Origin of the sequence: Bradyrhizobium zhengyangense (genome assembly GCF_022012555.1) — a bacterium.
Lineage (GTDB): Bacteria > Pseudomonadota > Alphaproteobacteria > Rhizobiales > Xanthobacteraceae > Bradyrhizobium > Bradyrhizobium zhengyangense.
Window position 1 is genome coordinate 41,545 of sequence record NZ_JAKLTZ010000010.1, and the last position, 26,080, is coordinate 67,624.

20 protein-coding genes are annotated in these 26,080 nt (G+C 65.5%); 8 read left to right on the plus strand and 12 right to left on the minus strand.

Annotated features, from left to right (window positions below):
• The first annotated feature begins 102 nt into the window (after window positions 1-102).
• Entirely contained in the window at window positions 103-5,949 is a 5,847-nt protein-coding gene (locus tag L6639_RS30070; RefSeq protein ID WP_237864984.1) for an apolipoprotein A-IV repeat region-like domain-containing protein, read from the plus strand.
• A gap of 70 nt (window positions 5,950-6,019) precedes the next feature.
• Here the strand turns inward: L6639_RS30070 and L6639_RS30075 are convergent, their stop codons facing one another.
• The 4 genes from L6639_RS30075 to L6639_RS30090 all read right to left on the minus strand — a co-directional run bounded on the left by L6639_RS30075 (window position 6,020) and on the right by L6639_RS30090 (window position 12,116).
• Window positions 6,020-6,673: a response regulator gene (locus L6639_RS30075; protein WP_237864985.1), complete on the minus strand. Its 654-nt coding sequence runs from the start codon at window positions 6,671-6,673 to the stop codon at window positions 6,020-6,022.
• Window positions 6,670-10,236 carry a hybrid sensor histidine kinase/response regulator gene (locus L6639_RS30080; RefSeq protein ID WP_377818976.1) on the minus strand — a complete coding sequence of 1,189 codons (3,567 nt, stop codon included), beginning with the start codon at window positions 10,234-10,236 and terminating at the stop codon, window positions 6,670-6,672. The genes L6639_RS30075 and L6639_RS30080 overlap by 4 nt, the downstream gene beginning before the upstream one ends.
• 223 nt (window positions 10,237-10,459) lie before the next feature.
• Window positions 10,460-11,950 carry a monocarboxylate uptake permease MctP gene (mctP, locus tag L6639_RS30085; protein ID WP_237864986.1) on the minus strand — a complete coding sequence of 497 codons (1,491 nt, stop codon included), beginning with the start codon at window positions 11,948-11,950 and terminating at the stop codon, window positions 10,460-10,462.
• Window positions 11,940-12,116: a DUF3311 domain-containing protein gene (locus L6639_RS30090; RefSeq protein ID WP_237864987.1), complete on the minus strand. Its 177-nt coding sequence runs from the start codon at window positions 12,114-12,116 to the stop codon at window positions 11,940-11,942. Before L6639_RS30090 ends, mctP begins: the two co-directional genes overlap by 11 nt.
• A gap of 206 nt (window positions 12,117-12,322) precedes the next feature.
• Between L6639_RS30090 and L6639_RS30095 the strand changes: the two genes are divergently transcribed.
• From L6639_RS30095 to L6639_RS30105, 3 genes are all read left to right on the plus strand, one after another.
• Window positions 12,323-12,625 carry a hypothetical protein gene (locus tag L6639_RS30095; RefSeq protein ID WP_237864988.1) on the plus strand — a complete coding sequence of 101 codons (303 nt, stop codon included), beginning with the start codon at window positions 12,323-12,325 and terminating at the stop codon, window positions 12,623-12,625.
• Window positions 12,622-13,059 (plus strand): type II toxin-antitoxin system VapC family toxin, encoded by a 438-nt coding sequence (locus L6639_RS30100; RefSeq protein WP_237864989.1) that lies wholly within the window; start codon window positions 12,622-12,624, stop codon window positions 13,057-13,059. The genes L6639_RS30095 and L6639_RS30100 overlap by 4 nt, the downstream gene beginning before the upstream one ends.
• A 64-nt stretch (window positions 13,060-13,123) precedes the next feature.
• Complete coding sequence (locus tag L6639_RS30105; RefSeq protein ID WP_237864990.1) at window positions 13,124-13,522, plus strand: hypothetical protein; 399 nt, start codon at window positions 13,124-13,126, stop codon at window positions 13,520-13,522.
• Between the two features lie 125 nt (window positions 13,523-13,647).
• Here L6639_RS30105 and L6639_RS30110 read toward each other — a convergent pair whose 3' ends face one another.
• The 3 genes from L6639_RS30110 to L6639_RS30120 are packed head-to-tail and all read right to left on the minus strand — an operon-like array spanning window position 13,648 to window position 16,467.
• Complete coding sequence (locus L6639_RS30110; RefSeq protein ID WP_237864991.1) at window positions 13,648-14,532, minus strand: MlaD family protein; 885 nt, start codon at window positions 14,530-14,532, stop codon at window positions 13,648-13,650.
• A 16-nt stretch (window positions 14,533-14,548) separates the two neighbouring features.
• A complete protein-coding gene (locus L6639_RS30115; protein ID WP_237864992.1) occupies window positions 14,549-15,331 on the minus strand; it encodes an ABC transporter ATP-binding protein in 783 nt (260 codons plus the stop codon).
• A gap of 2 nt (window positions 15,332-15,333) precedes the next feature.
• The gene (locus L6639_RS30120) at window positions 15,334-16,467 is read right to left on the minus strand and encodes an MlaE family ABC transporter permease (protein ID WP_237864993.1); all 1,134 of its coding nucleotides are present in this window, start codon (window positions 16,465-16,467) and stop codon (window positions 15,334-15,336) included.
• A 134-nt stretch (window positions 16,468-16,601) separates the two neighbouring features.
• On the opposite strand from L6639_RS30120, the gene dgcA reads away from it, so the two are divergent.
• Window positions 16,602-17,597, plus strand: a complete 996-nt coding sequence (gene dgcA / locus L6639_RS30125) for an N-acetyl-D-Glu racemase DgcA (RefSeq protein WP_237864994.1) — start codon at window positions 16,602-16,604, stop codon at window positions 17,595-17,597.
• Here dgcA and L6639_RS30130 read toward each other — a convergent pair.
• On the minus strand, window positions 17,567-18,763 hold the full coding sequence (locus L6639_RS30130) for an MFS transporter (protein ID WP_237864995.1): 1,197 nt from the start codon (window positions 18,761-18,763) through the stop codon (window positions 17,567-17,569). The genes dgcA and L6639_RS30130 overlap by 31 nt on opposite strands.
• Window positions 18,764-18,838: 75 nt before the next feature.
• Here L6639_RS30130 and L6639_RS30135 point away from each other — a divergent pair, with 75 nt between their 5' ends.
• The 3 genes from L6639_RS30135 to L6639_RS30145 all read left to right on the plus strand — a co-directional run bounded on the left by L6639_RS30135 (window position 18,839) and on the right by L6639_RS30145 (window position 22,429).
• Window positions 18,839-20,221, plus strand: coding sequence for a hypothetical protein (locus L6639_RS30135; protein WP_237864996.1), 1,383 nt, complete (start codon window positions 18,839-18,841; stop codon window positions 20,219-20,221).
• 10 nt (window positions 20,222-20,231) lie between these two features.
• The gene (locus tag L6639_RS30140; RefSeq protein WP_237864997.1) at window positions 20,232-20,585 is read left to right on the plus strand and encodes an ADP-ribosylation/crystallin J1; all 354 of its coding nucleotides are present in this window, start codon (window positions 20,232-20,234) and stop codon (window positions 20,583-20,585) included.
• A 131-nt stretch (window positions 20,586-20,716) separates the two neighbouring features.
• Entirely contained in the window at window positions 20,717-22,429 is a 1,713-nt protein-coding gene (locus L6639_RS30145) for a caspase family protein (RefSeq protein WP_237864998.1), read from the plus strand.
• Between the two features lie 73 nt (window positions 22,430-22,502).
• Here L6639_RS30145 and L6639_RS30150 read toward each other — a convergent pair whose 3' ends face one another.
• The 4 genes from L6639_RS30150 to L6639_RS30165 form a co-directional block, all read right to left on the minus strand.
• The gene (locus L6639_RS30150; RefSeq protein WP_237864999.1) at window positions 22,503-22,883 is read right to left on the minus strand and encodes a hypothetical protein; all 381 of its coding nucleotides are present in this window, start codon (window positions 22,881-22,883) and stop codon (window positions 22,503-22,505) included.
• A 189-nt stretch (window positions 22,884-23,072) separates the two neighbouring features.
• Window positions 23,073-24,056 (minus strand): threonine/serine dehydratase family protein, encoded by a 984-nt coding sequence (locus L6639_RS30155; RefSeq protein ID WP_237865000.1) that lies wholly within the window; start codon window positions 24,054-24,056, stop codon window positions 23,073-23,075.
• Window positions 24,057-24,124: 68 nt separating this feature from the next.
• Window positions 24,125-25,183: a glycosyltransferase family 4 protein gene (locus L6639_RS30160; RefSeq protein ID WP_237865001.1), complete on the minus strand. Its 1,059-nt coding sequence runs from the start codon at window positions 25,181-25,183 to the stop codon at window positions 24,125-24,127.
• Window positions 25,183-25,995, minus strand: coding sequence for a UDP-2,3-diacylglucosamine diphosphatase (locus L6639_RS30165; protein WP_237865002.1), 813 nt, complete (start codon window positions 25,993-25,995; stop codon window positions 25,183-25,185). Before L6639_RS30165 ends, L6639_RS30160 begins: the two co-directional genes overlap by 1 nt.
• Window positions 25,996-26,080 lie beyond the last annotated feature (85 nt).

The following is a 26,080-nucleotide window of genomic DNA, read 5'->3' on the forward strand; positions in this document are numbered from 1 at the left end:
GGCTCGGAGATCCGCGCAAGCGGCATGATCCGGTCTGTGGGCTTGCGCAGCGCGCAGGGCTCGCGGGGGGACGCGTAAAAGTAACGAGGGCTCGGACTGAACATGGCCAATACTCCCAAAAAGGTCAAAGACCCCACAGAAGTTGCGCTTTCTGCGATCCAGGAAGCCCTCAACATCAGCGACACGGCTGCCGATACCAGCCGCAGCGCATCGATGCGCAACGAAACGGCACCGCCGGTCGCATCGCCCGCGCCGCCCGTGTTCGACGAGCCGGCTTTCGAGCCGCGGCCTGCCGCCAACGAGCGCGCCGTGTTCGATTCCATCGAGGAACCGCGCGCCTCGCGCCGCGCCGCCAATGACGACCGCGAGACCATCGGCCAGTTGCTCCAGTCGCTGCAGACGGGCCGCCCTGCCCGCAACATCTACACCGGCGCGACCATCTTCACCGTCGTCTGGCTGGCGGCCTGCGCCGCGCTGACGGTCGGCTTCCTGCCCTCGATCCGGGCGGCCATGGGCGAGAGCGGCGGCGTGCTGGCGATCGCCGGCCTCGCCACGATGTTCTTCGCGCCGATCATGCTGTTCTATTTCCTCGCGAGCCTGGTCTGGCGCGGCCAGCAGATGAGCCAGGTCGCGCAGGCGATGGCGCAGGTTGCGATCCGCTTCTCCGAGCCGGAAGGCTCGGCGTCGGATTCCATGGTCACCGTCGGCCAGGCCATCCGCCGCGAGGTCGCGGCGATGGGCGACGGCATCGAGCGCGCCATCGCGCGCGCCGGCGAGCTCGAGACGCTGGTCGCCAACGAGGTTGCCGCACTCGAGCGCGCCTATTCCGACAACGAAGTCCGTATCCGCGCCCTGCTGCAGGATATCGCGCATCAGCGCGACAACCTGGTCGGCCAGGCCGAGCAGGTCCGCAGCGCCATTTCCGGCGTGCAGATCGACCTCCGCCACGACATCGCGCTGATCTCGGACGCGATCGCCTCGCGCGTCGACGAGGTCGCGAAATCCATAACCGGCGCGCTGGAAGAGCGCGGCGCTCACATCACCGGCGCGCTGAGCCATGCCGGCGACAACATGATCCTCGCGCTCGGCGAGCGCGGCGGCGACCTGCTCGACCGGCTCGAGGAGGCCAGCGCCGAGACCACGCGCGCGGTGCTCGACGCCAGCGAGCGGCTGACCACCAGCCTCAACTTCAAGACCGGTCACGTCCACGACGAATTCGTCGACCTCGCCGACCGCGTCCACGAGATGCTGAACGAGCGCATCGACCGCATCACCGGCGAGTTCGAGCAGCGTTCCGCCGCCATCGTCGACGGCATCTCCGAGCGTACCGAGCAGGTGCACGACAGCTTGAAGAACTCGTCGGACTCGCTGCTGCTCGAGCTCGAGCTGCGCTCCAACGACATCTCCGCCAAGATCGACGACGCCGGCAACCGCCTCGCCGGCCAGATCATGACCTCCGGCGACAAGGCGAGCGAGGCGCTCGACGCCACCGTCAACACCCTCGTCGCCAAGGTCGTCAGCCAGACCGAGACCGCGCACGACTCGCTGTCGCTGCAGATGAGCGCGTTCGACGAGCTGGTGAAGAACCAGGGCACCGAGCTGGTCGAGAAGTTCGCCCGCGATTCCGGCACGCTGGGCGCCCTGATCACGCGCCACATCTCCGAGTTCGACCGCACCGTGAAGACCTTCGGCGGCGAGATCGTCGAGCGCATGGGCCAGCGCACGCAGGACATCCATGAGTCGCTGAAGAGCTATGTCGAGAATTTCGACACCCGCTTCACCTCCAACGGCGGCGAGATCACGGCCATTCTCGACCAGCGCCTGGTGCAGTTCGAGACCACGATCGGCGAACGCGTCTCCAACTTCGACGCCTCGCTGAACGGCAAGATCGCCAGCCTCGACGGCACGATCGAAGGCCACATCAAGACCTTCGACGAGCAGCTCGGCGGCCGCGTCAGCGCGCTCGAGCAGTCGTTCGACGCCCGTGCCAAGTCCGTCACCGAGACCATCGACGGACGTCTCAACACGCTCTCGACGACGCTGACCGACGGTGCGACGCAGGCGATCCAGTCGATCGACGCGCGATTGACCAACCTCACGACGACGCTCACCGGCGGCGCGGCACAGGCGCTCGAATCCATCGACTCGCGCCTGACCAACCTTACGACGACGCTGACCGACGGGGCTTCGCAGTCGATCCAGGCGATCGATACGCGGCTGACGCACCTCACGAGGACGTTCAACAGCGGCGCATCGCAGGCACTGGAGTCCGTCGACAGCCGCCTCACCTACCTGACGAGCGCGCTGACCAACGGCGCTTCGCAGGCGGTGCAGTCGATCGACACCCGCCTCACTTTGCTGACCTCGACGCTGACGGACGGCACCGCGCAGGCGATCGACGCAGTCGACCGCCGCATCACCAGCGTTGCCGAACTCATCGACGGCCGCAGCATGCACCTGACCGACACGGTCACGGCACGCTTCCAGGACATCCAGCAGGCGATCGAAACCAAGGTCGGTTCGGTCGCGAGCGACATCGACGTCCGCGTCGCGCAGTTCGAGGACCTGCTCGGCTCGCGTGTCGAGGCCGTCGCCGGCCGCATCGAGAGCAGCGGCCGTCAGGCCAGCGAGGACATGATATCCCGCGCCGAGATGATCTCGACCGCGATCCGCTCGCATGTCGAGGACGCCGAGCGCTCGCTCACCAACCTCGTGGTCAACACCAGCGAGACGATCCAGACCGGTGCGCGCACCGCGCAGCAGTCGCTGATGACGGTCTCCTCCGATGTCAACGCCCAGCTAAAGATGACCTCGGCCGAGGTCGAGCGCGCGCTGACTGCGGTCGGCACCGGTGCCGCGAACTCGATCCTGACCAGCGCCCGCGAAGCGCAGTCGTCGCTGGTTGCGGCCTCGGGCGATGCCTCCAACCAGATCAAGGGCCTCGCAGCCGACGTCGAGCGCACGCTGTCCGCAGCCGGCTCGGCCACCGCGGCCTCGATCCTGGCCGGCGCCCGCGAGGTGCAGACCACGCTCGTCACCGCGTCCTCGGACGCGGCCAACCACGTCAAGACGCTTACCGCCGACGTGCAGCGCTCGCTCTCGCTGGCCGGCACCTCGACGGCTGAATCGATCACGGCGGGCGCGCGCGATGCGCAGAGCACGCTGATCGCGGCCTCGACCGAGACCGCCAACCAGATCAAGGCACTGTCCTCCGACGTGCAGCGTTCGCTCTCGATGGCGGGTACCTCGACGGCTGAGAGCATCATGAGTAGTGCGCGCGAGGCCCAGAGCACGCTCGTCGCCGGATCTGCGGATGCGGCAAACCAGGTCAAAGCTCTTACGGCCGACGTGCAGCGGTCGCTCTCCATGGCTGGCACCTCGACGGCAGAGAGCATTTTGGCCGGCGCGCGCGAGGCCCAGAGCACCCTGGTCAACGCGTCCTCGGAAGCGGCGAGCCAGGTCAAGTCGCTCGCGGCCGAAGTGCATCGTTCGCTGTCGCAGGTCGGCCAGAGCACCGCCGAAACGATCACGGCCAGCGCCCGCGACGCCCAGAGCACCCTGCTCTCGGTCTCGGCGGAACAGACCGGCCAGGTCCGTTCGCTCGCGGCCGAGATGCAGCGCGCGCTGGCGACCGCCGGCGGCGCCACCATCGAGGCGCTCACCAGCGGCGTGCGCGAAGCCCAGGGCACGCTGATCTCCGCCTCGACCGACGCGGCGAGCCAGATCAAGTCGCTGACGACGGATATCGAGCGCACGCTGACCGCGGTCGGCGCCGACACCGCCTCGACCATCCTCAACAGCGCGCGTGAGGCCCAGACCTCGCTGACCTCGACCTCGGCGGATGCCGCCAGCCAGATCCGCACGATCTCGACCGAGATCGAGCGCGCGCTGAGCACGGCCACGTCGAACGCGACCAACGACATCCAGACCAGCGCGCTCAACGCCCAGAACGCGCTGATCTCCGCCTCCAACGAGGCGAGCTCGCGGGTCAAGTCGAGCTCCGCCGACGTCGAGCGTTCGGTGCTCGCCGCCAGCTCGAGCTTCGGCCAGGCGATGACCGGCAAGACCGACGAGATCGTCACCTATGTGCAGCAGCAGGCCGACCGCCTCTCCAACATGATCGATGCCAAGCGCGGCTCGCTCGTGGACGCGATCGGCTCGAAGACCAGCCAGCTCACGCTCGACATCGACCGCGTCACCTCCGACGCGCTGAAGTCGATCGAGACGCGCGGCCAGGCCTTCTCGCAGACCATGATGGGCAACGGCAACGAAGTCGCCCGCACCATCAACGCGGCGAGCGAGATCGCGACCAGCGCGGTCGGCAAGTCGCTCAAGGACCTCGAATCGGCCTCGCGCGCGGCGATCGACCAGTCGCGCCAGGTCTCCATCGCGGCCGTCACCGAGATGCAGGAGACCAGCAAGATCCTGCGCACCGACACGGTCGCCCTGTTCGAGCGTCTGCGCGAAGGCAACATCCTCCTCCAGGAGGTGCTGACCGGTGCGCACGACAACCTCAACTCGCTGGAGCGGGCGCTGGTGACGCGTGTCGCCGACTTCGTCTCGGCGATGAACGACGTCACCTCGCGCAACGGCGCGGCGACCCAGAACCTGGAAGACCAGCTCAACGTCTTCAACACGAAGACCACGCGGGCGCTCCAGGACCTCGGCGAGTTGTCGACCCAGTTCGACGCACACGGCAAGGCGCTGGTCGATGCCGCACAGGTCGTCGAACAGAGCAACAAGAACACCACCGCCTCGCTGGCCGAACGCAAGGCGGCGCTGGAATCGCTCGTCACCACCATCGACCTGCGCACCGCCGATCTCGACCAGCGCCTGTCGCGCTTCACCGGGCTGCTCGATGAGTCGCTCGCTGCGGCCGAAGAGCGTGCCCGCGACATCGCCCGCGTGGTCGCAGAGACCGCCGGCGCAGGTTCGGCCGCGATCACCCGCCAGTTCGAGGCGGTGCGGTCGGCGTCCGAAGAGGAGCACCGCCAGACCATCGAGGCCATGCACGACATCTACCGCCAGACCACCGACGAGGCGGATGCGATGTTCAAGCAGTCGACCGAGAAGTTCGGCAACCTCGTCGCCAGCATGAAGCAGATGGCGTTCGAGATGCACAACGAGCTCGAAGCCACCCGCAACGAGCTGCGCCGCGGCGTGCTCGAGATGCCGCAGGAGGCCGCCGAGAGCACTGCGCAGATGCGCAAGGTGATCGTCGACCAGATCGAGGCGCTCGCCGAGCTCAACCGCATCGTGGCCCAGCACGGCCGCGGCCTCGACGTCACCACCGCAGGCCGCGCCTCCGTCGCCGTCCAGCGCCAGGAAGAGCCGGTGATGGCGTCTGTGGGCGGTCGTGGCACCGAGACGCGCATGCGCGACACCGGCAGCGCCTCGACGCTGCCGCCGCCGGACCTCGGCATGCCCGCCTCCTCGCGCCGTACCGAGGCCCCGCCGGTCGCTCCTGGCGGCAACGACCAGGGCCGCGACGGCTGGCTATCGGATCTGCTCAACCGCACGGACGCCAACCAGGCGGCTCCGACCGGACGTGAGGCACCGCGTGGCCGCCAGGCTGCACCCGTTCCGCAGCCGCAGGCCCCGCAAGCCAGCAGCAATCCGCTGGAATCGCTGTCGCTCGACATCGGCCGACTGATGGACCGCAACCTCGCCTCCGAGATGTGGGACCGCTACCAGCGCGGCGAGAACAAGGCCTTCACCAAGCGCCTGTACACCCCCGCCGGCCAGAAAGCCTTCGACGAGGTCGCCCGCAAATATCGCGCCGACCGCAACTTCAAGGGCACGGTCGACCGCTACATCAGCGAGTTCGAACGCCTGCTCGACGAAGTCGCCCGCGAGGGCCGCGGCCCGCAGGAGCTGCGCAGCCACCTGACCTCGGAGACGGGTCTGGTCTACACGCTGCTGGCACATGCGGCCGGCCGGCTGGGATAAGCGGCAAGGCCAGCGATGACGATAAGAACGGAGGCCTCACGGCCTCCGTTTTGCTTTTGACCTTGCGAGATCAGCTCCCGCCGGGCTGCCCGAACGACAGCCGCTCGGCGAGGACCGCGGCCTGGGTCCGCGAGCCGACACCTAGCTTGCGCAGGATCGTGGAGACGTGGCCCTTCACGGTCTGCTCGGCGATGTCGAGCTCGCCCGCGATCTGCTTGTTGAGCTTGCCCTCGACGATCATCGCCAGAATGCGCAGCTGCTGCGCCGACAGCGAGGCCATGCGGGCGGCAAGCTCGACATCGGCGCTCTGGATCGAACCGCGGCCGCCGACATTGGGGGGCATCCAGATTTCACCGGCCAGGACCTTCGTGATCGCGTCCGCCATCTCGGGCAGACCAAGCGATTTCGGGATGTAGCCGGACGCGCCATAGGCGATGGCGCGACGGATCGTGGCGGCGTCCTGCCGCGCCGAGATGATCGCAACCGGCACCGTCGGGAATTGTGCCGACAGGATGAACAGCGCGGCAAATCCCTGGATCCCCGGCATCGTCAGGTCCCACAGGATGAGGTCGATCTCGTCCGACTGCGCCGAGAGCACGCTGATCGCCTCGTCGAGGGACTGGCAGGCGATGATGTCGAGGTCGGGCAGCACGGTCGACAGCGCGCTGCGGAGCGCAGCCTGCACCAGCGGATGATCATCGCCGATAAGGATGCGCATTCTCACGCTGACGAGGCTCCCTGTTTGGTCCCGAACTGCCGGCTCAAGGCTTCGCCGCCAAGGAAGCGCCGCAGCGCCGCCGGCTTGACCGGCTTGGAAAGCAACTCGCAGCCTCGTGCCTTTGCCGCCGTGCGGACGGCCTCGCTGCGATCTGCTGTGACGACCAGCGCGCGGGTGCCGCGGCCCGATGTCTGCCTGAGATCGTCGAGAAAGTCCAAGCCGGTGCGTTCCCCATCGAGATAATAATCGACCAGCACGACGTCGGGCGGGCTCGCCGCGGCCGCCGCCATTGCGCCGGCGGCATCGGTTGCGACCAGCACGCGATGACCCCAGCCGCCGAGCAGCGCCGTCAGGCCGTCGAGGATCGTCGCATCATTGTCGAGGCACAGGATCGTCAGCGGCCGCTCCGTCACCGCAGGCGCAGCGTCCGCCGATTTGCGCTGGAGCGACGTTCCCGGGCCCTGCGCGAGCGGCACCGTAACGGCAAAGCATGAGCCGTGACCCGGGCGCGAACGGAGGTCGACCGGATGACTTAGCAGCCGGGAGACACGATCGACGATCGCGAGCCCCAGGCCCAGCCCCTTCTCCGATCCCGGCGCCAGGCGCTGGAACTCCTCGAAGACCCGTTTCTGGTCCGCCGCGGCGATGCCGACACCGGTGTCCCAGACCTCGATGCGCAGATCGCCGCCGCGTCGCCGGCAGCCGAGCAGGATGCGTCCTCTGGGCGCGTAGCGCAGCGCATTCGACAGCAGGTTCTGCAGGATCCGCCGCAGCAAGTGCGGATCGCTGCGCACAGCGAGCTGGCAATCGACGACGCGGAGGACGAGCCCGCGCTCGCGCGCCATCGCGGAGAATTCCACGTTCAGTTGCACGAGCAGATCGGCGATCGGAAAGTCTGATGGCTCGGCACTGACAGCGCCGGCATCATAGGAGGAGATGTCGAGCAACCTGTCGAGGACATGCTCGGTCGAGCGCAGCGCCGTGATGGCACTACCGGCGAGAGTTCGTTCCTTCTCAGTGACACCAGCGTGCGAAGAAGCGTGCAGGCTTTCGTCGAGCGCCGACAGGAACAGACGTGCCGCGTTCAGCGGTTGCAGCAGATCATGGCTCGCCGCCGCCAGGAAGCGGGTCTTGCCGAGATTGGCCTGCTCGGCCTCCGCCTTGGCCTGCTCGAGCGCCTCGGTCCGCTCACGGACACGCAGCTCGAGATCCTCGTTGGCGTGCCGCAACGCCTCCGCAGCGCGGTGGCGCTCGGTCACGTCGGTGTAGGTCGAGACATAACCGCCCTCGGCGGCGCGATCGTAGACGATCTCAAGCACCGTGCCGTCCGGCCGCTTGCGCTCGTAGAGATAGGGCCAGCTTTGGCTCGCGACGTCGCGATTGACCAGGAGCGCCGCGAATTCGGACGCGGCGTATTCGCCGCGCTCGACATTGAAGGCAATGAGCTCGGAGAGCGGAAGGCCGACGCGCACGAAATCCGACGGCAGGTCGAGCAGCGCGATGAACCGCCCGTTCCAGGCCGTGATGTTGAAATCGGCATCGAACGCGCAGATGCCCTGCGGCACGCTCTCCAGCGTGCTTTGCAGCAGAGTGCGATTGAAGCGCAGGGCTTCCGAAGCCTCATCCAGCATCGCCATCGCCGCCCGCCGCGACAGCGAATGCCCTTCCAGCGAGGCCGCAATCACCACGCGTGCCGACGCAGCACCGATCGCGCCGGCGAGCAGGTTTTCGGTGAAGCGGATCGAGTCGAGATCGACGAGGCCGGACGGATCGAGGCGCGGCCCAGTGCCCGACATGCGCGCGGCGAGATAGCCGTCAAAAGCCGCCTCGCCGCGCTCCGCACCGACAAAGCGCCGGGCGAGCGCACGAAGATCGTCAAGTCGGACCACCACGCGCGAGGACAGTTTTGGCACGGTGTCGCGGACGACACCGTCGGCAAATGCCGCGGCCTGGTTGCGCTCGACGGTGGTTTGCCGCCCCAGCAGCGAAAACGCGACGAAACCGATGAGGTTGGCGGCAAGGCTCCACAGCGTCGCATGCGAGATCGGATCGAGCCCCTCGAGGCCGAACAGCGCGTTCGGCTTGAGGAAGCCGAGCTGCCACGGGCCGTGGCGAACGATCTCCGCGAAGGCGGGCCACAGCGGCGCGGCCGAGGGAAGCAGCAGCGTATAAGCCCAGATCAGGAATCCGACGGCGATTCCGATCGAGGCACCGATCTTGTTGGCGCGCTGCCAGAACAGGCCACCGACGAACGCCGGACCGAATTGCGCGACCGCGACGAACGACAACAGACCGATCACGGTGAGCGGATAGGCCTGGTTGACCAGGCGGTGCATGAGATAGGCCAGCAGCAGGATGCCGAGGATCGAGAGCCTGCGCACTGTCATCAGCACCGAGGCGACCTGCCGGCTTTGCGCGCGCAGGCCAAAGAAGCGCGAGCGCAGCAACAGCGGCATGATGACGTCGTTGCAGAGCATGGTGCTCAGCGCGACGGAGGTCATGATCACCATGCCGGTGGCGGCCGATAGCCCACCCAGGAAGGCGATCAGGCTGATGGTGCCCGCATCCGCCGCGATCGGCAGCGAGATGACGTAGGTGTCGGGGTCCATCATCGCACCGAACCTCGCAAGGCCGGCGGCGGCGATCGGCAGGATCAGCAGGCTGAACAGCACAAGATAGGCTGGATAAAGCCACGCTGCGGTGCGCGTATGACCAGGACTCTCGTTCTCGACGACGGCGACGTGGAACGCCTGCGGCAGGCACAGGAAGGCAATCGCCGAGATGACGATCGTCGAGGGCCAGACCGGCTGGGCGGGATCGAAGGCGAGGATTCCAGCCAGTTGCGGATCCGAAGTGAACTGCGACAGCAGCGCGGCCGGTCCGCCCGAGAGCCCAAACAGCACGAACAGCGCGACCACAAGGAATGCGACCAGCTTGACCACGCTCTCGAACGCAATCGCCAGCATCAAGCCACGATGATGCTCGCTGGCATGGACGTGGCGAACGCCGAACACGATCGCAAACAGCGCCATCGACGCGGCGACGCCAAAGGCCGAGTCCTGCCAGAACCGCAGCGCCTCGCCGCCGGCGCGCTCAGGCTGCAGGATCAGATAGTCAAAGCTTTTGCCAACGGCTTTGAGCTGAAGCGCGATATAGGGAAGCACGCCGAGCAGCGAAGCGAGGGTCACGAAGGCGGCAAGCGCCTGGCTCTTGCCGTAGCGCGCGGCGATGAAGTCGGCGATCGAGGTGACATTCTGCGCTTTCGCAATCGCGATCACCTTGGCGAGCAGCTTCCGGCCGAACAGCAGCACCAGCGTCGGACCGATATAGATCGTGGCAAAGTCCAGTCCGCTGGTGGCGGCGCGGCCGACCGATCCGTAGAAGCTCCAGGAGGTGTTGTAGACCGCAAGTGTCAGGCAATAGCTGACCGCGGCCGCCCAGGATTTTGGCGAGACCAGCGGTCCGTCCACGCTCCGCCGATCGCCCCACCAGGCAATCAGGAACAGCGTGGTCACATAACCGGCTGCGACCGCGAGAACGAACCACGCCTGCAAGATATCCTCACTCAAGACCGATCCGCCCGCTTATCGAGGGGGCGGAACGCGGGCGGATATTAGAGCGTTTTCCAGCGAAGTGGACACCGGTTCGCGGCAAGAAAACGCGTCAAAAACAAGAATCCAGAGCTCTCCGTTCCGATACGATCGGAACGGAGAGCTCTAAAGCGTTTTCAATCGCGTGGAAGGCACTTTTGGATCGGCGGCCGGGTGTCCGGCCGCCGATCCAGGGTTGACGTCAGGCCGCCTCGCGCGACAGGCGGGCCTGCGGCAGGCCCTTGAGCACGACGTTTACCACGACCGCGACGGCGATGTTGAGCGCAAGCGCCAGCACGCCGGTGTAGATCGCGACCTTGCCGGCGCCGAAGTCGATGCCGTGCAGCGGCTTCAAGCCGTCCGACCAGGCCAGCCACGATCCGCCCGCAAGGCCAACGGCCCAGCCGGCCAGCAACGCCGTGCTCGAGAACCGGTTCAGATACAGACCGAACACCAGCGCCGGCAGCGTTTGCAGGATCCAGAGGCCGCCAAGCAGTTGCAGGTCGAGCGCAAACTGCGTCGGCATCAGGAGGATGGCGAGCAGTGCGCCGACCTTCACCAGCATGGAGGTGATCTTGGCAACCTTGGCCTCACCGGCCGGCGTCACCTTCGGATCGACCCACACCTTCCAGAAGTTGCGGGTGAACAGGTTGGCAGCGCCGATGCTCATGACGGCTGCCGGCACCAAGGCACCGATCGCGATCGCGGCGAAGGCAAAACCCGCGAACCAGCTCGGGAAGAGCGTCTTGAACAGCTCCGGCACGACGTCATTGTTGCTCGCGAGCTTCAGCCCCGCCGCGTGGCCCATGTAGCCGAGCAGCGCCAGCAGGCCGAGCAGCAGCGTGTAGGCCGGCAGCAGCATCGCATTCTTGCGAATGGTGTTGCCGCCTGACGACGCGAAGATGCCGGTCAGCGTGTGCGGATACATGAAGGCGGCGAGCGCCGAGCCCAGTGCCAGCGAGGCGTAAGGCACGATCTGCGCCGGCGACAGCAGGATACCGCCCGAGCCCTTCGCCGCAAACGCTGCATCCGCCCCGTTGAAGATCGCGCCATAACCGCCGAGCTTGGACGGCACGATCGCGATCGCGGCGATCACCACGATGTAGATCATGATGTCCTTGACGAAGGCGATCAGCGCAGGCGCGCGCAGGCCCGACGAATAGGTGTAGAGCGCCAGCACCAGGAAGGCCAGAACGAGCGGCACCTCGCCGCTCAGCCCGAGCGCCTTGATCGCAACTTCCATGCCGATCAGCTGGAGCGCGATGTAGGGCATCGTCGCCAGCACGCCGGTTGCGGCGACCGCAAGTTCGAGCCCGCGCGAGCCGTAGGCACCGCGCACAACGTCGCCGGCGGTGACATAGCCGCGCTCCTTGGCGACCTTCCACAACACCGGCATCACCGCGAACACGAAGGGATAGACGATGATGGTGTAGGGCAGCGCGAAGAATCCGTAGGCGCCGACCGCGTAAACCAGGGCAGGCACCGCGATCACGGTATAGGCGGTGTAGAAATCGCCGCCGACCAGGAACCAGGTGATCCAGGTCCCGAACTTGCGGCCACCGAGGCCCCACTCGTCGAGATGGGCGAGCGTCTCCGGCTTGCGCCAGCGCGCGGCGACGAAGCCCATGCCGGTGACGAGGATGAACAAAGCGAGGAATACGGCGAAGGCCGCGCTATCGACATTAGCCAGCACGACGCACGCTCCTGTAGACGATGTAGGTGAGCAGCGAGGTCAGCGGCACCCAGGCGAGCTGATACCAATAGAAAAACGGGAAGCCGAACAGAAGGGGCTCCCGGATATTGTAGAACGGCACGATCATCAGGCCGATGAACGGCAACAATAGCAGCAGACGTATCACGCTCTCTCCTCCCCTGTGAGTGAAGTCGACGCGCTTTTCGTGAAGCGCGCCTTAAGCGCGATATAGCTGAGATCACCCGCCAGCCCCTCCCCCTACCTTGGCGCGGCCAGCCCCCCATACTTTCGTATGGGCGCCAACGCTGGATCAGTTTGCATTCCGACCTATTTCTGGATATATATCCAGAAATAGAACTTGGAGGACGGCCCTTGGCCGACACAGCCCAAAAAAGAGCACTTCGAAACTACCGAGCCCGCCTGACCAAGCGTGGCATGGGACGATTCGAGGTGCTCGGGCTCGATACCGATCGCGAATTGATCCGGTCCCTTGCCAAGCAACTCGCCGAAGATGGCGCCGACGCCGAACGACTACGCTCCACACTGCATCAAACGATGGCAACGGAACTTCCCAGGAAGGGCGGCATCCTTGCCGCGCTGCGACGCTCGCCGCTTGTCGGGACCGATCTCGAGGTCAAGCGCACGCGCGTAACGGGTCGCAAGGTCGACCTGTGACACGCTACGTCCTCGACACCAACATCATCAGCAACGTCACGAAACCGCGCCCGTCGCCAACGCTCCTGGCGTGGCTGGCCGCACAGAACGATGATGATCTGTTCGTCTCCGCTTTAACGATCGGAGAAATCCGGCGAGGTATCCTGGAAAAACCAGCGGGGAAAAAACGGAGCGCATTAGAGGCCTGGTTCGCAGGTCCTGAAGGGCCGCCATCGCTTTTCGCGGGGCGCGTGCTGGCTTTCGACGAGCAAGCAAGCCTAGTCTGGGCGCGCCTCATGGCGCGTGGCACCACCACCGGCAGGCCCCGCAGCGCTCTCGATATGATCATCGCCGCCGTGGCCGAGGCCAATGACTGCATTGTTGCGACCGACAACGAGAAAGATTTCGCGGGACTGAAATTCGTGAACCCGCTGCGAGAGCGCAAGGCCGACTAGTCGGGCATTTGACCTACGGTGTCTGATTTATCTTGAACGAAAGGGATCTGATAGGAACCGGCTAATGGTGTTCATTCTCTCGGACGACGGGCGCGACGATGAATATCCTGAAGCAGAACGTGCGTTCGAGCGGTACCAGACCTATCTCGCCGAAAACCAAGCGGTGTTCCCGCCTCGCGCCTATGAGCTCGCAACTTCGGACTGGTTCTACCATACGAGGGATCACCGCTGTCCGCATGATGCCTGGCTGGAGTCGCTGCAAGTATTGGAGAGGCCGGGCTCCCAGCCTCGTCAACGATCCTGTTCGATCGCGCTTCGCTTGCTCGGCGCCTACAAGGATGGACACATCGAGATTAGGTATCCGACCGTGTATGCTTACTCACTCCGTGAGCTTTCGCCCGATGCGCCGTCGCACGGTGATTGGCGCTACGACGAATTTCGCATCTCGATCGCGGTCACTTGATCCACGAGATTGAGTGGGCCTATCGCGCCCAATGCAAAGCATTCGTATGGGTGATCGAAGCCGATGATATCGACTTCCGATGGATACCGATGCAGGGAACTGACGGAAGCTAGAACGCTCGACGCCTACTGCCGCTTGCGCTCGTTCGCCGGTGCCGGCTTCGGAGCCTCGGCCGGAGGCGGTGCGGCTGCCGGCGCACTGCTGTTGCTGGCGCCGAACAGCACGCGGGTCGGGTTGCGGTCGAAATTGTTCACGGCGCGGCTGATGTCGCCGAGGGTGCGGCGGCCATCGGTCATCAGCGCGCCGGAGCGCTTGTCGAAATCCTCGGCGAGCTCGCGGATCGATTTCACCGTCAGGAACAGCTCGCCGCCGTCCTTGCCGCCGGCGAGCGTGTTGAGGCCGAGCATGAGGTTGTCGGCCTTGACGATCACGCCGTCGACCTTGGCCATCACGCCATCGATCTTCTCGGAATTGCGCGCGAGCGAATTGGTGAACGTCTCGAGATTCTTCAGCGAGTTCTTCACCGACTCCTGATTGTCGGCGACGATCTTGTTGATGTTCTGCAGCGTGCCGCGGATCGCCTCGGTGACGTCCTGGAGCTTGTTCGGATCCGCCGTCAGCGTTGGGATGCCGTCCTCGTCGAGCGGCGGCGGAGGCGCGGCCTCCTCGCCGCCCTTGAGCGAGATCGCGGCGACACCGGTCAGGCCCTGGAATTCGAGGCCGACCAGGGTGTCCTTGCGCAGCGGCGTGTTGTTCTCGATCATGGCGAGTGCGACAACCCGCCGCGGATTGTCGAGCTTCACCGAGACCACCTCGCCGACCCGGATACCGTTGAAATTGACGCTGCCGCCGTTGCGCAGGCCCGCCGCAGGGCCCTCGAACACGACGCGGAAGGGGCTGCGCTGCTTGGTGGTGTGCAGCGACTGGAACCAGAGCACGAAGCCGATCGCAGCCGCGATCACCGCCAGCGTGAAGGATCCGATCAATACGTAATTTGCCCGCGTTTCCATCAGGTGCTCCGGCTACTCAACTCATCACTGCGCGGGCGCGCTTGCCATGGAAATACTGCCTCAGCCAGGGATGCTGCGAGGCCTGCATGTCGGCAATCGACCCTGCCGCAATGATCTTACCGTTCCCTAAAACGGCGATGCGGTCGCAAGCTGTGTAAAGGCTGTCGAGATCGTGGGTTACCATGAAAACGGTCAGCCCCAAAGTCCGCTGCAGCGTCCTGACCAGCTCGTCGAAGTCGCCGGCGCCGATCGGATCGAGCCCGGAGGTCGGCTCGTCGAGAAACACGAGATCGGGATCGAGCGACAGTGCGCGGGCAAGCGCGACACGCTTGATCATGCCGCCGGAGAGTTCCGAGGGGAAACGCTCGGCCACTTCAGGCTTGAGGCCGACCATGGCGAGCTTGGCCATGGTGATCTCGTCCATCAGCCGCTGCGAGACGCGCAAGTACTCGCGCATCGGAAACTGGATGTTCTGCCGCACGGTAAGCGATGAGAACAGCGCACCCTGCTGGAACAGCACGCCCCAGCGCCGTTCGACATTGCGGCGCTGCGACGTGTTGGAGGAATCCAGGTCGACGCCGAAGACCTCAATGCTGCCCGCGACCTTCGGCACGAGACCGATGATCGTGCGCGTCAGCACTGACTTGCCCGCGCCTGAGGGACCGACAAATCCAAGAATCTCGCCGCGCTTGACGTCGAGGTTGAGGCCATCGAGCACGCGCGTGCTGCCGAACTGCACGGTGATGTCGCGGACGCGGATGATGGGGCTTTGGATCGCGTTTTGAGTGTCTTGCGCCATCGTCACATCCCGATCGAGGCGAAGAAGATGGCGAACACGCCGTCCATCACGATGACGAAGAAGATGCCCTTCACCACCGAAGCGGTGGTGTGCTGTCCGAGCGATTCCGCGCTGCCCTGCACGGCAAGTCCCTCGACGCAGGCGACGATGCCGATCACCGCCGCCATCACGGGCGCCTTGACGATGCCGACGATGAAATGGTCGATCGAGATGGCATCGCGCAGACGCAGCAGAAACGCTTCGGGATCGACGCCGCCATAGAGCCAGGCGACGAGGCCGCCGCCATAGAGCGCGGCCATGGCCCCAAGAAACGCCAGGATCGGCAGCGCCAGCACCAAGGCCAGCATGCGCGGCAATATCAGCACCTCGATCGGGTCGAAGCCCATGGTGCGCAGCGCGTCGATCTCTTCGCGCATCTTCATCGAGCCGAGCTCGGCGGTGTAGGCGCTGCCCGAGCGGCCGGCGACCATGATCGCGACCAGCAGCACGCCGATCTCGCGGAGCACCAGGACGCCGAGCATGTCGACGACGAAGATATCGGCGCCGAAGCGGCGGAAATGGAAGATGCCCTGCTGGGCGATGATGCAGCCGATCAGAAAGGTGATCAGCACGATGATCGGCACCGCGCGCCAGCAGACCTGCTCCATGTGATGCACGGTCGAGGTCAGGCGGAACGAGCGCGGATGGATCAGCACATGCGCGCCCGCCGCGAGCACCGCGCCTAACATGTCGATCAGGCCGGCAAAGGTGCCGCCGACGCCGGCCACGGCGCGACCGATCTGCTCCAGCATGCCGGTGATGGTGATCGCTGAGGTCTCGACCACGGGGGTCGCCCTGACGCGGCGCACCTCATCGACGAGGCTCGAATAGTTTGCGGACAGCCCGGCGATCTGCGCTTCGACCTCACCTTTCGTCAGGCTGCGGCGCAGCCGCTCGATCAGCCAGGCCCCAAAGGTGTCGAGCTTGGCGACCTCGGAGACGTCGATGAAGATGTTTTGGGGGCTGCCGGCGAGCTTCTCGGCGTCGGCCACCATCCGCTCCAGGGCCGGCGCGAAGCTCGCGGTCCAGGTTCCGGTGGCGCAGAGGGCCAGCGCATTGCCTTTGGCAATCCGTTCCAGTTTCGGATCGCCGCTCAAGGTGCCCGCTCCCATGCCAGGGCGGGGGAAATCAGATCGTTGCGCACGCGCCCTTACCCAGAAAAGGTATCCCCAACTGGTTAATATTAGTTGCTAGAGGTAACCAGCAGGTTCAGATTTCGCCAGAGTTCAAAATGACTTCCAGCAAAGTTCCTGCCCTTGCCGCCCGAATCGAGCGGTTTCCGATCGCCGGCAGTTTCACCATCAGCCGGGGCGCCAAGACGGAAGCGGCGACCGTTGTGGCCGAACTGAGCCAGAACGGCCTGACCGGCCGCGGCGAATGCGTCCCCTATCCCCGCTATGGCGAGACCCCCGAGGCGGCCGTTGCAGCCATCGAGGCCATGCAGGCCGCCGTGGCGGGCGGGCTGACGCGGCAGGCCCTCGAGGCCGCCATGCCGCCGGGCGCTGCCCGCAATGCGCTGGATTGCGCCCTGATCGACTTAGAGGCTAAGGCGGCCGGCCAGCGGGCCTGGAACCTGCTGGGCCGCCCGGAGCCGGGGATGCGCACCACCGCCTACACGATCTCGCTCGGCACGCCGGAGGCCATGGCGGCGGCGACCGCCAAGGCGGCGCACCGGCCGCTGCTGAAGATCAAGCTCGGCGGCGATGGCGACGCGATGCGGATCGCGGCGGTGCGCAAGGCCGCCCCCGAATCCGAGCTGATCGTCGATGCCAATGAATCCTGGAGCGAGGCCAATCTGGAAGCCAACCTCGCCGCCTGCGCCGCCGTCCGCGTCACCCTGGTGGAGCAGCCGCTGCCGGCGGGCAAGGACGAGGCGCTGGCGCGGATCAAGCGGCCGCTGATGGTCTGCGCCGACGAGAGCGTGCATGACCGCCACTCGCTGGCGCCACTCCGCGCGCGCTACGACGCCGTCAACATCAAGCTCGACAAGACCGGCGGCCTCACCGAAGCGCTCGCCATGGCCGATGCGGCGCAGGCGCTCGGCTTCGAGATCATGATCGGCTGCATGGTCGCGACATCGCTGTCGATGGCGCCTGCCATGCTGGTGACGCCGCAGGCGCGCTTCGTCGATCTCGACGGTCCCTTGCTGCTGGCGCGCGACCGCGATCATGGGCTTCGTTACGACGGCAGCCTGGTCTATCCGCCCGACGTCGCGCTGTGGGGCTGATCCTTGAGCCGATGGCGCGCCGACCAGATCAGAACGGCACCGGCCGCGGCCATCGCGGCCATGACGTAGTACAGCCCCTCGCCGTAACGTGCGTAGATCGCGCCCGAGATGATCGACGTCGCCGAGCTCAACAGCCCGCCGATCGCCGCATAATATCCCTGTCCCCGCGCCATTTGACGGGGAGGCACGTGATGCACCAGGAGAGTCATCACGCCGACCTGGGTCAGGCCGAAGCTCAGGCCATGTCCGAGCTGCGCGATCGCGAGCAGGCCGATCGGCGGCTCATGCGCGGTGATCGACCAGCGCAATACGGCACTCAAGCCCCCGATCACCACCAGCAGCGAGGGATGCAGCGAAAAGCGCGGCGACACCGCAAAGACGACGATCTCGGCACAGACGCCAAGCGTCCACAGCCCCGCGATGGTCAATCCGCCAAGACCGTGGCTCTGCCAGTTGATCGAGGCGAAGGTGTAATAGGCGACGTGGCTGGACTGGATGAACGCGGACGAGACAATGATGGCGAGGAAGCCAACATCGCGCAGCAGAGGCTTGCCGGCCTCCGCCACCCCAGACGTTCGCGGCACATCCGCCAGCGGCCGCAGCGAAAGCCCTGTCAGGGCCGAGATCGTCGCCATCGCGACGATGATCCAGATGAGCTGGCGCGCTGCGATCACGTCGATCAACAGCCCGCAAGCGAGCGCACCGAGGATGAACGCGACCGATCCCCAGAGCCGCACCGGCCCGTAATCGAATTTGTAGCGGGCGACGCCGCGCAACGCATAGGCATCGGTGAGCGGCGTCAGCGGAGTCCAGCAGCAACAGGTCACGATGTAGAGCACGAGCAGCGGCGAAGGCTGCCGCTGGGTGCCGACCAGCACAAAGCAGAGCGCGGTGGCCGACGCCGTCAGGAGCATCGCGCCGCGCAATGCGCGGCGCCGTTCGGCGAGGCTGGTCACGAAAGGCAGCGTCGTGAAGCGCGTGACGGCGGGCACGGCGCTGATGATTCCGATCCAGCCCGGCTCGATGCCGATGGCTTTCAGCCACACCGTGAAGAACGGCAGATGGGTGCCCAGGACACCGTACGACGTGCCGTAGAACAGCGCGAGACTGACGGCGAATCGCCGCTTGATCGCTGCTGGCGTGGGGATTTGTGATTCGGGAGGCATCAAACCAATTGCGATTCGGTCGATATCGTGGTGATCGTTACAGTAACGCGCGGTGATTTGCGCGACGAGATTGTCATGGCCAACGAAGCATTCGCCCTCTCGCCCATGTCTGCCCGCGCGGCCGAGCCGAACGAGCAGGATTACGACGCGATCCGCGAAGCCTTCATGGAGACCGCGCGCGGCCGCTGGTTCCTCGGCGAATACGCCAAGCGCAACCGCAATGCCGACACGCGCATGGTGCTCGACGCGGTCGCAAAAATCGAAGAAACCCTTGCAGCACAGCGACAACCCGTCGTCGAGGATCGCCTGCCCGAAGCGCTGGTCGCGATCCGCCGCGCGGTCGAGGACGCAGAAAGCGCAGCCGGGAAGGCGTTCGATCCCGCCGCGATCGAGGCCAGCCTCGCGCCGATCCCGCGCGGCGTGCGCATCATCAAGGAGATCTCGTGGCGCTGGCGCGAGATCGGCGCCGACGGGCGAATCTGCGACCTGATTGATTCGCAGCTCGCCTCGATCGAAGCGGCCTGCGCCCAGGTGTCGGCCATCGATCCGCGCGGCGACCTCAAGGCCGCGTTCGATCTGCTCAAGGACCGGGTCGAGCAGACCGACATGGACGGCATCGCGGCGCGGCAAGGCTCGGTACAGCGGGCTCCGGCGCCCGCACCGCAAGCGCCGCCAGTGGCGGAAGCGCCAATGGCCGAAGCGCCCACCGCGATGGCGAGCGAAGCACCCGTGGCTTTTGCGGAGACGCAGCAGATCGCTCCCGAGCCCGAGGCATCCGCCGACATCAGCGGCATCACCGAGGACGCGACGATGGACGTCGGGATCGCGCTCGAGATCGTCGAGAGCCACACCGCCGTCGAAGAGACTTTTACGGCCGTCGAGGACAGCCTCGCCGATCCCACAGACGTCGCCGAGATCACCGACGAATTCTCGCTCGATGCCGCCGCGGAAGCCGAGGACGACGCCATCCTCGACGCCATCGCGCTGGCGATGGCCGCGCCCGATCCGGAGTTCGACGCGATCGTCGAGCCCGCCGAGATGGCAGCAGCCGTGACGGAGTCGCTGCCGGAACCGATGGTCGCAGAGATCGCGGAACCGGTCGCCGAGCAGGCATGGATCGCGCCCCATGTCGAGGAGCCTGAGGTCGAGGAGCCCGTCGTCAAGGAGCCTATCGTCGAAGCCCCGATCGCGATGGAATCGCTGGCGCGCCTCACCGATGCCATTGCGGAAGCCGCAGCCGAAGTGATGGAGCAGCCGGCCCCCGCCATGGCCGCCGCGATGTCATTCGACCCAGCCCCCAGCGCGGGGCTGCCGATGCCCTCCCCCCTGCCCGAGCCCTCGCTCGGCGCCACCATCCTCGCCAGCGGCATCGTGCAAAAGCCCCGCCCCGCCGCCAACGACGCACTCGCGCCAATCCGCCGCATGACCCAGGCCGAGAAGATCGCGTTCTTCTCGTAAGAGCGCGCTCGTGTCCCCTAGCGAACACACGCTCACCCTCTGGCGCCCCGTCGGCCCGAAAGAGCTCGAGCTGATCCAGCAATCCGGCATGCGCGCGTTTCCGCCACGCCTGCCGGACCAGCCGATCTTCTATCCGGTGCTGACTGAAGACTATGCGATCAAGATCGCGCGCGACTGGAACGTTCCGGCGAGCGGCGTGGGCTACGTGACGCGCTTTTCGGTCAAGCGCAGTTTCATTGCGAAGTACAACGTGCAGGAGGCTGGCGGCCGCTCGCACCTGGAGTATTGGATTCCGGCCGAGGACCTCGATGCCTTCAATGCCGCAATCGTCGGGCAAATTGAGCTCGTCCGCAGCTTCCCCTAGTGCACCGACGCCTTGCGTGACCTAGATCACGCCCCGTCCAGGGTGATCGCGATCACGGACCGCGGCTTCGAACGCGACCTAGCTTCCTCGCAACCAATCTCGCATCGAGATGAGTGCCAAAGGAGCACGCCATGTTCCGCCTGAAATCCGCCTTGATGACTGCCGGCCTGCTGGGAAGCCTGTTCGGCTTCGCCTGCGGCCCTGTTTCCGCGCAAGTTGCCCCCGTCGTGCCTGCCCCGACTGCGCTGCAAGGCCCGGAGCAGCGGGTGGCGCTGGTGATCGGCAATTCGAACTACCGGAACGCGCCGCAGCTCGCCAATCCCGACAATGACGCCCAGTCGATGGCGCAGTTCCTCAACTCGGCCGGCTTCGAGGTGATCTCGGCCACCGACCTCGGCCAGAACGACATGCTGCGCGTGGTGCAGGATTTCTCAGCAAAAGTGTCCGCGCGCGGTCCGAACACCGTGGCGATGGTCTATTACGCCGGTCACGGCGTGCAGCTTGCCGGTGAGAACTATCTCGTTCCCGTCGACGCGAAAGTCTCGAACCAGACCGAGCTCGTCAACGACTCCGTCCGTCTGGTCGACGTGATGTCGACGCTCGAGACGATCCCGAGCCGGATGCGCATCGTCGTGCTCGACGCCTGCCGCAACAATCCGTTCCCCAACGTGAACGACGCCGGCCGCGGCCTGGCCATCGTCGATGCGCCGAACGGCTCGATCGTCGGCTATTCGACCGCGCCGGGCGCCGAAGCGCTCGACGGCAACAACGGCCACAGCCCCTATACGCAGGCCTTCCTGAACGTAGCGCGCGAGCCCAACGTGCCGATCGAGCAGTTGTTCAAGCGCGTGCGGCTCGCGGTGAACCAGACCACCAGCGGCGCGCAAGTTCCCTGGGAGAGCTCCTCGCTCACCTCCGACTTCACCTTCTTCGGCGACACCGCCGTGGCCGCCAACCGCGCGCCGGAGCATGCGCCGGTGGTGCAGATGGCCTCCAACCTGCCGAGCCGCTCGGCGCGCCAGGCCTATGATTACGTGCTGTCGGAGGGCAGGCCGGAGTACTATCAGGAGTTCGTCGCGATGTATCCGCACGACCCGCTGTGCGATCACATCCGCTGGCTGCTGGCGAACCTGCTGATCTCGCAGGCCTGGCACGAAGCGGTGCTCTTGAACTCGCCGATCGGCTACCAGGCCTTCTATAGCAAATACGGCAACAGCCCCTATGCGCAAGCCGCGCTGAAGCTCGAGACGCAGCCGAAGATCATCCCGCTGATGCAGGCAACCAAGTTCCTGGCGCCGCAGAACGTCGCCCCGACCTTGAAGATGGGCAATCTCGGCCAGCCCAAATACATGCCGCTGATGCAGCAGGGCAATGGTTTGCCGATGAACGCCAACCTGCCGGTCGTGCAGAAGCCCGTCGATGGCACCGTCAACAAGATCATCACCCTGCCCGCGCCGACCAACACCACCACGAACAATAACGGCATCGGCAAGATCGTGACGCTGCCGGTGACCAACACCACGCCGAACACGGGCAACAACAATGCTGGCCCGGCGGGCAAGATCGTGAGCATGCCGGTGACTACAGGCAAGACCGGTTCGACCGTCGACGTCAAGACCACCGACGTGAAGACCACGAATGTTCAGCCACAGAACCAGCCGATCCGCGTCAACAGCGGCGTCGTGAAGCTCAACAACAACCCGGTGAACAAGGCGCAAGTCCAGAACAATCGGCCGCAGTTCAATGCGATGGGGAACGGTGGCGGCAACAACAACTTCCGCCAGTCGATGAACCAGTCGCCCGCGATGAACGGCGGCAACAACCACCGCAGCTTCATGCATTGATCGCGGCAGGCAACGAACGACAAAGGGGCAGAGCGGAACGCTCTGCCCCTTCTGCATGTTCGCGGCACGTACTTTACGGGCCGGCCAGAACCGCGCCGCTGCGATAGTCAAAAAGGTACACTGAGCGATTGAAATCTACGACTTCGATGCCTTCAGCCAAACATCTGAACCCTTCCGAGAAAATGTCGGCGCCTATCGCGCTCCAGAGTTCGTCGCCCACCAGAGACAAACGAGAAATCTGTACCTCACCGTGAGATATGAGCGCTTCGTGAGGGCGATCCCAATAGACCCCGAAGCAAGTTGCCGGATCAACGCGCCGCGACCACTCCATCAGACCTGTTCCAAGGTTTAGGCAGACCACTCGGTCACCGACCGCGAGATATAGACGACCGTCGACTTCGACAGCGGAGTGCTGATGGACACCGGAAAATCCACCGCTGGCGCCAACGATCACGGACCACTTCCCGTCGACTCTTGCTCCGTGAACGGAATTGAGATGAGCGTCGTCAAGGCGCATCTCCGCATTGTACTTTCGCAGATTATCGGCTGAACCGAACGAATATGTCGGCTCATCGAAAATCTCTACTTGGCCCTCGCGGGTCTCCAGAACGAGGCTGTTCAGCGGTCACAATCTCCCGGAAAATCAGGCCACCAGCTCGGCGAACAAATCCGCATCGACATTGCCGCCGGAGAGGACGATGACGACGTTCCTGCCGGCAACATCCAGACGTCCCGCAAGCAGCGCAGCAAGGCCAACTGCGCCGCCTGGCTCGACCACAAGCTTCAGCTCGTGATAGGCAAAGGCAACCGCCGCGCCGACTTCCTTGTCCGACGCCGTCACGCCGCGCGCCAGCAGCTTGCTGTTGATCGCAAAGGTCATCTCGCCCGGGATCAACGCCATCAGTGCATCGCAGATGGTGCGGCCCGCCGGCGGATGCGGCTCGCGATGGCCAGCGGTCAGCGAGATGCCGTGATCGTCGAACGCTTCCGGCTCAGCTACGACGATCTGGGCTTGCGGATAACGCGCCTTCACGGCGGTAGCGACGCCCGCGATCAGGCCGCCGCCGGAGGCCGGCGCCACCACGATGTCAGGTGAGAGGCCGAGCGCTGCCATGTCCTCCGCGATCTCGCGGCCGGCGGTACCCTGGCCTGCGATCACGAAGGGATCGTCATAGGGCCGCACCAATGTCGCGCCGCGCTTCTCGGCGATGCCGCGCGAGATCGCCTCGCGGTCGTCGTTGTAGCGGTCGTAGAGCACGACCTCCGCGCCGTATGATTTGGTGCGCTCGCGCTTCGACAGCGGCGCGTCCCCCGGCATCACGATGGTCGCGTGCATGTCGAGGATTTTTGCAGCCGCCGCCACGCCCTGGGCGTGGTTGCCCGAGGAGAACGCGACGACGCCGCCGGCGCGCTTGTTCTGCGGGATCGAGAACACCTTGTTGAAGGCGCCACGGAACTTGAAGGAGCCGGTGCGCTGGAGCATCTCCGGCTTCAGGAACACTTTTGCGCCCACGCGCTCGTTGAGCACGGGAAAGGACAACAGCGGGGTGCGGACGGCGAAGGGCGCGAGCACGCGCGCTGCGGCGTCGATATCGGCGGGGCCGATCGGAAGGGGCTGTTCGGACATGGCGGGATGTTATCGCGCGGGATGTGGCGCGGGCAAGACACCTCCGCGCGAGGATTTTTCCCGCTGGGTCAGGCCACGAAGCGCGCCTGTTCCACCCCGTCCAGGCCGGGCAGCACCGCGCCGACTGCGCGGATACTGTCGACAAAGGCCCTCGCCGAGGCCTCCCATGTGTAGGCGGCGGCAAATTCGACGCAGGCCTGCCTGGAAATGTCGAGCGCGGCGAAACAGGCGTTACCCAGGTCATGGTCCAACGCGCCGACCGGCGCATCGCCGATGACATCGCGGGGGCCCTTCACCGGGAAGGCCGCGACCGGCAGGCCGCTCGCGAGCGCCTCGAGCAGGACCAGGCCGAACGTATCGGTCTTGCTCGGAAACACGAAGACGTCGGCCGCCGCATAGATGTCCGCCAGTTCCTCGCCGTGCTTTTCGCCGAGGAAAATCGCGTCGGGATAGGCCTCTTCCAGCACGTTGCGCGCCGGGCCGTCACCGACAATCACCTTGGTGCCGGGCAGATCGAGGTCGAGGAACGCCTCCAGATTCTTCTCCACCGCGACGCGGCCGACCGAGAGGAATATCGGCGCCGGCAGGCAAAGATCGACGGCACGGGGATGGAACAGATGGGTGTCGACGCCGCGCGGCCACAGCACGACATTGTCGAAGCCGCGCTCACTGAGCTCCCGGGCCAAAGCGGGCGTCGCCGCCATCACGGCCCGGCTCGGGCTGTGGAAACGGCGTAGCGCCCGCCAGATCAGCGACCCCGGCACCGGCACGCGGGCGCGGACATATTCGGGAAATCGCGTGTGGAAGCTGGTCGTGAACGGCAGCTTGCGCTGGCGGCAATAGCGGCGGACCATCAGGCCGATCGGCCCTTCGGTCGCGATATGGATGCTGTCGGGCCGCGCTTCCTCGATCAGCTCTACAATGCGCGCCGGGCGCGGCATCGCCAGCCGCACGTCGCGATAGCTCGGCATCGCGAAGGTGCGGAACGATTGCGGCGTCAGGAACGTGAACTCGACACCGCGACCTTCGATTTGAAGCCCTTTGGCGGCGTCAGCGAGCTTGGTCAGCGTCCGAACCACACCGTTGACTTGCGGGTGCCAGGCGTCGGTCGCAACCAGGATGCGCATCAGGCCGCCCTTGCTGCCACCTGCGGCACTTGTACCGGCTTCTGCAGATGATCCGCCCAGGTGATGATCTCGAAACGGCCGTCGTCGTGCTCAACCAGCGCAGTGCAGCTTTCGACCCAGTCGCCGCAGTTCATGTAGCGGATGCCGTTCTCGTCGCGGATCACGGCATAGTGGATGTGGCCGCAGATCACGCCGTCGGCGTCGTGGCGCCGCGCTTCGGCGGACAGTGCCTGCTCAAACGCGCCGATATAGTTGACGGCGTTCTTCACCTTCTGCTTGGCCCATTGCGACAGCGACCAATAGGGAACGCCGAACAGGCGGCGGAAGAAGTTGACGAAGCGATTCATCTGGATCGCGAAATCGTAGGCCTTGTCGCCGAGATGGGCGAGCCAGCGCGCGTTCTGCACCACGAGGTCGAAGATGTCACCGTGGATTACGAGATAGCGCTTGCCGTCCGCGCCGGTGTGTACCGTGTTCTCGACGACGTCGATGCCGCCGAAATGGGTGCCGTAATAGTTGCGAAGGAACTCGTCGTGATTGCCGGGCACGTAAATGATCTTGGCGCCCTTGCGCGCCTTGCGCAGCAACTTCTGGACCAGATCGTTGTGCGATTGCGGCCAGTGCCAGCTCGATTTCAACGCCCAGCCGTCGACGATGTCGCCGACAAGATAGATCGTGTCGGCATCGTGGTAGCGCAGGAAATCCAGCAAAAGGTCGGCTTGAGAGCCGCGGGCTCCGAGATGAACGTCGGAGATGAACAACGTGCGAAAGCGCCGCTCCGGGCTCTCGTCACTCACATCGTAACTTCCCATGCGCCAGCCTGTAACTGTGTCCCGTGACAGGGGGATGACCGATTGAACCCTTGAGGCACCCTCAGATACGAATCGAACCTTGCCT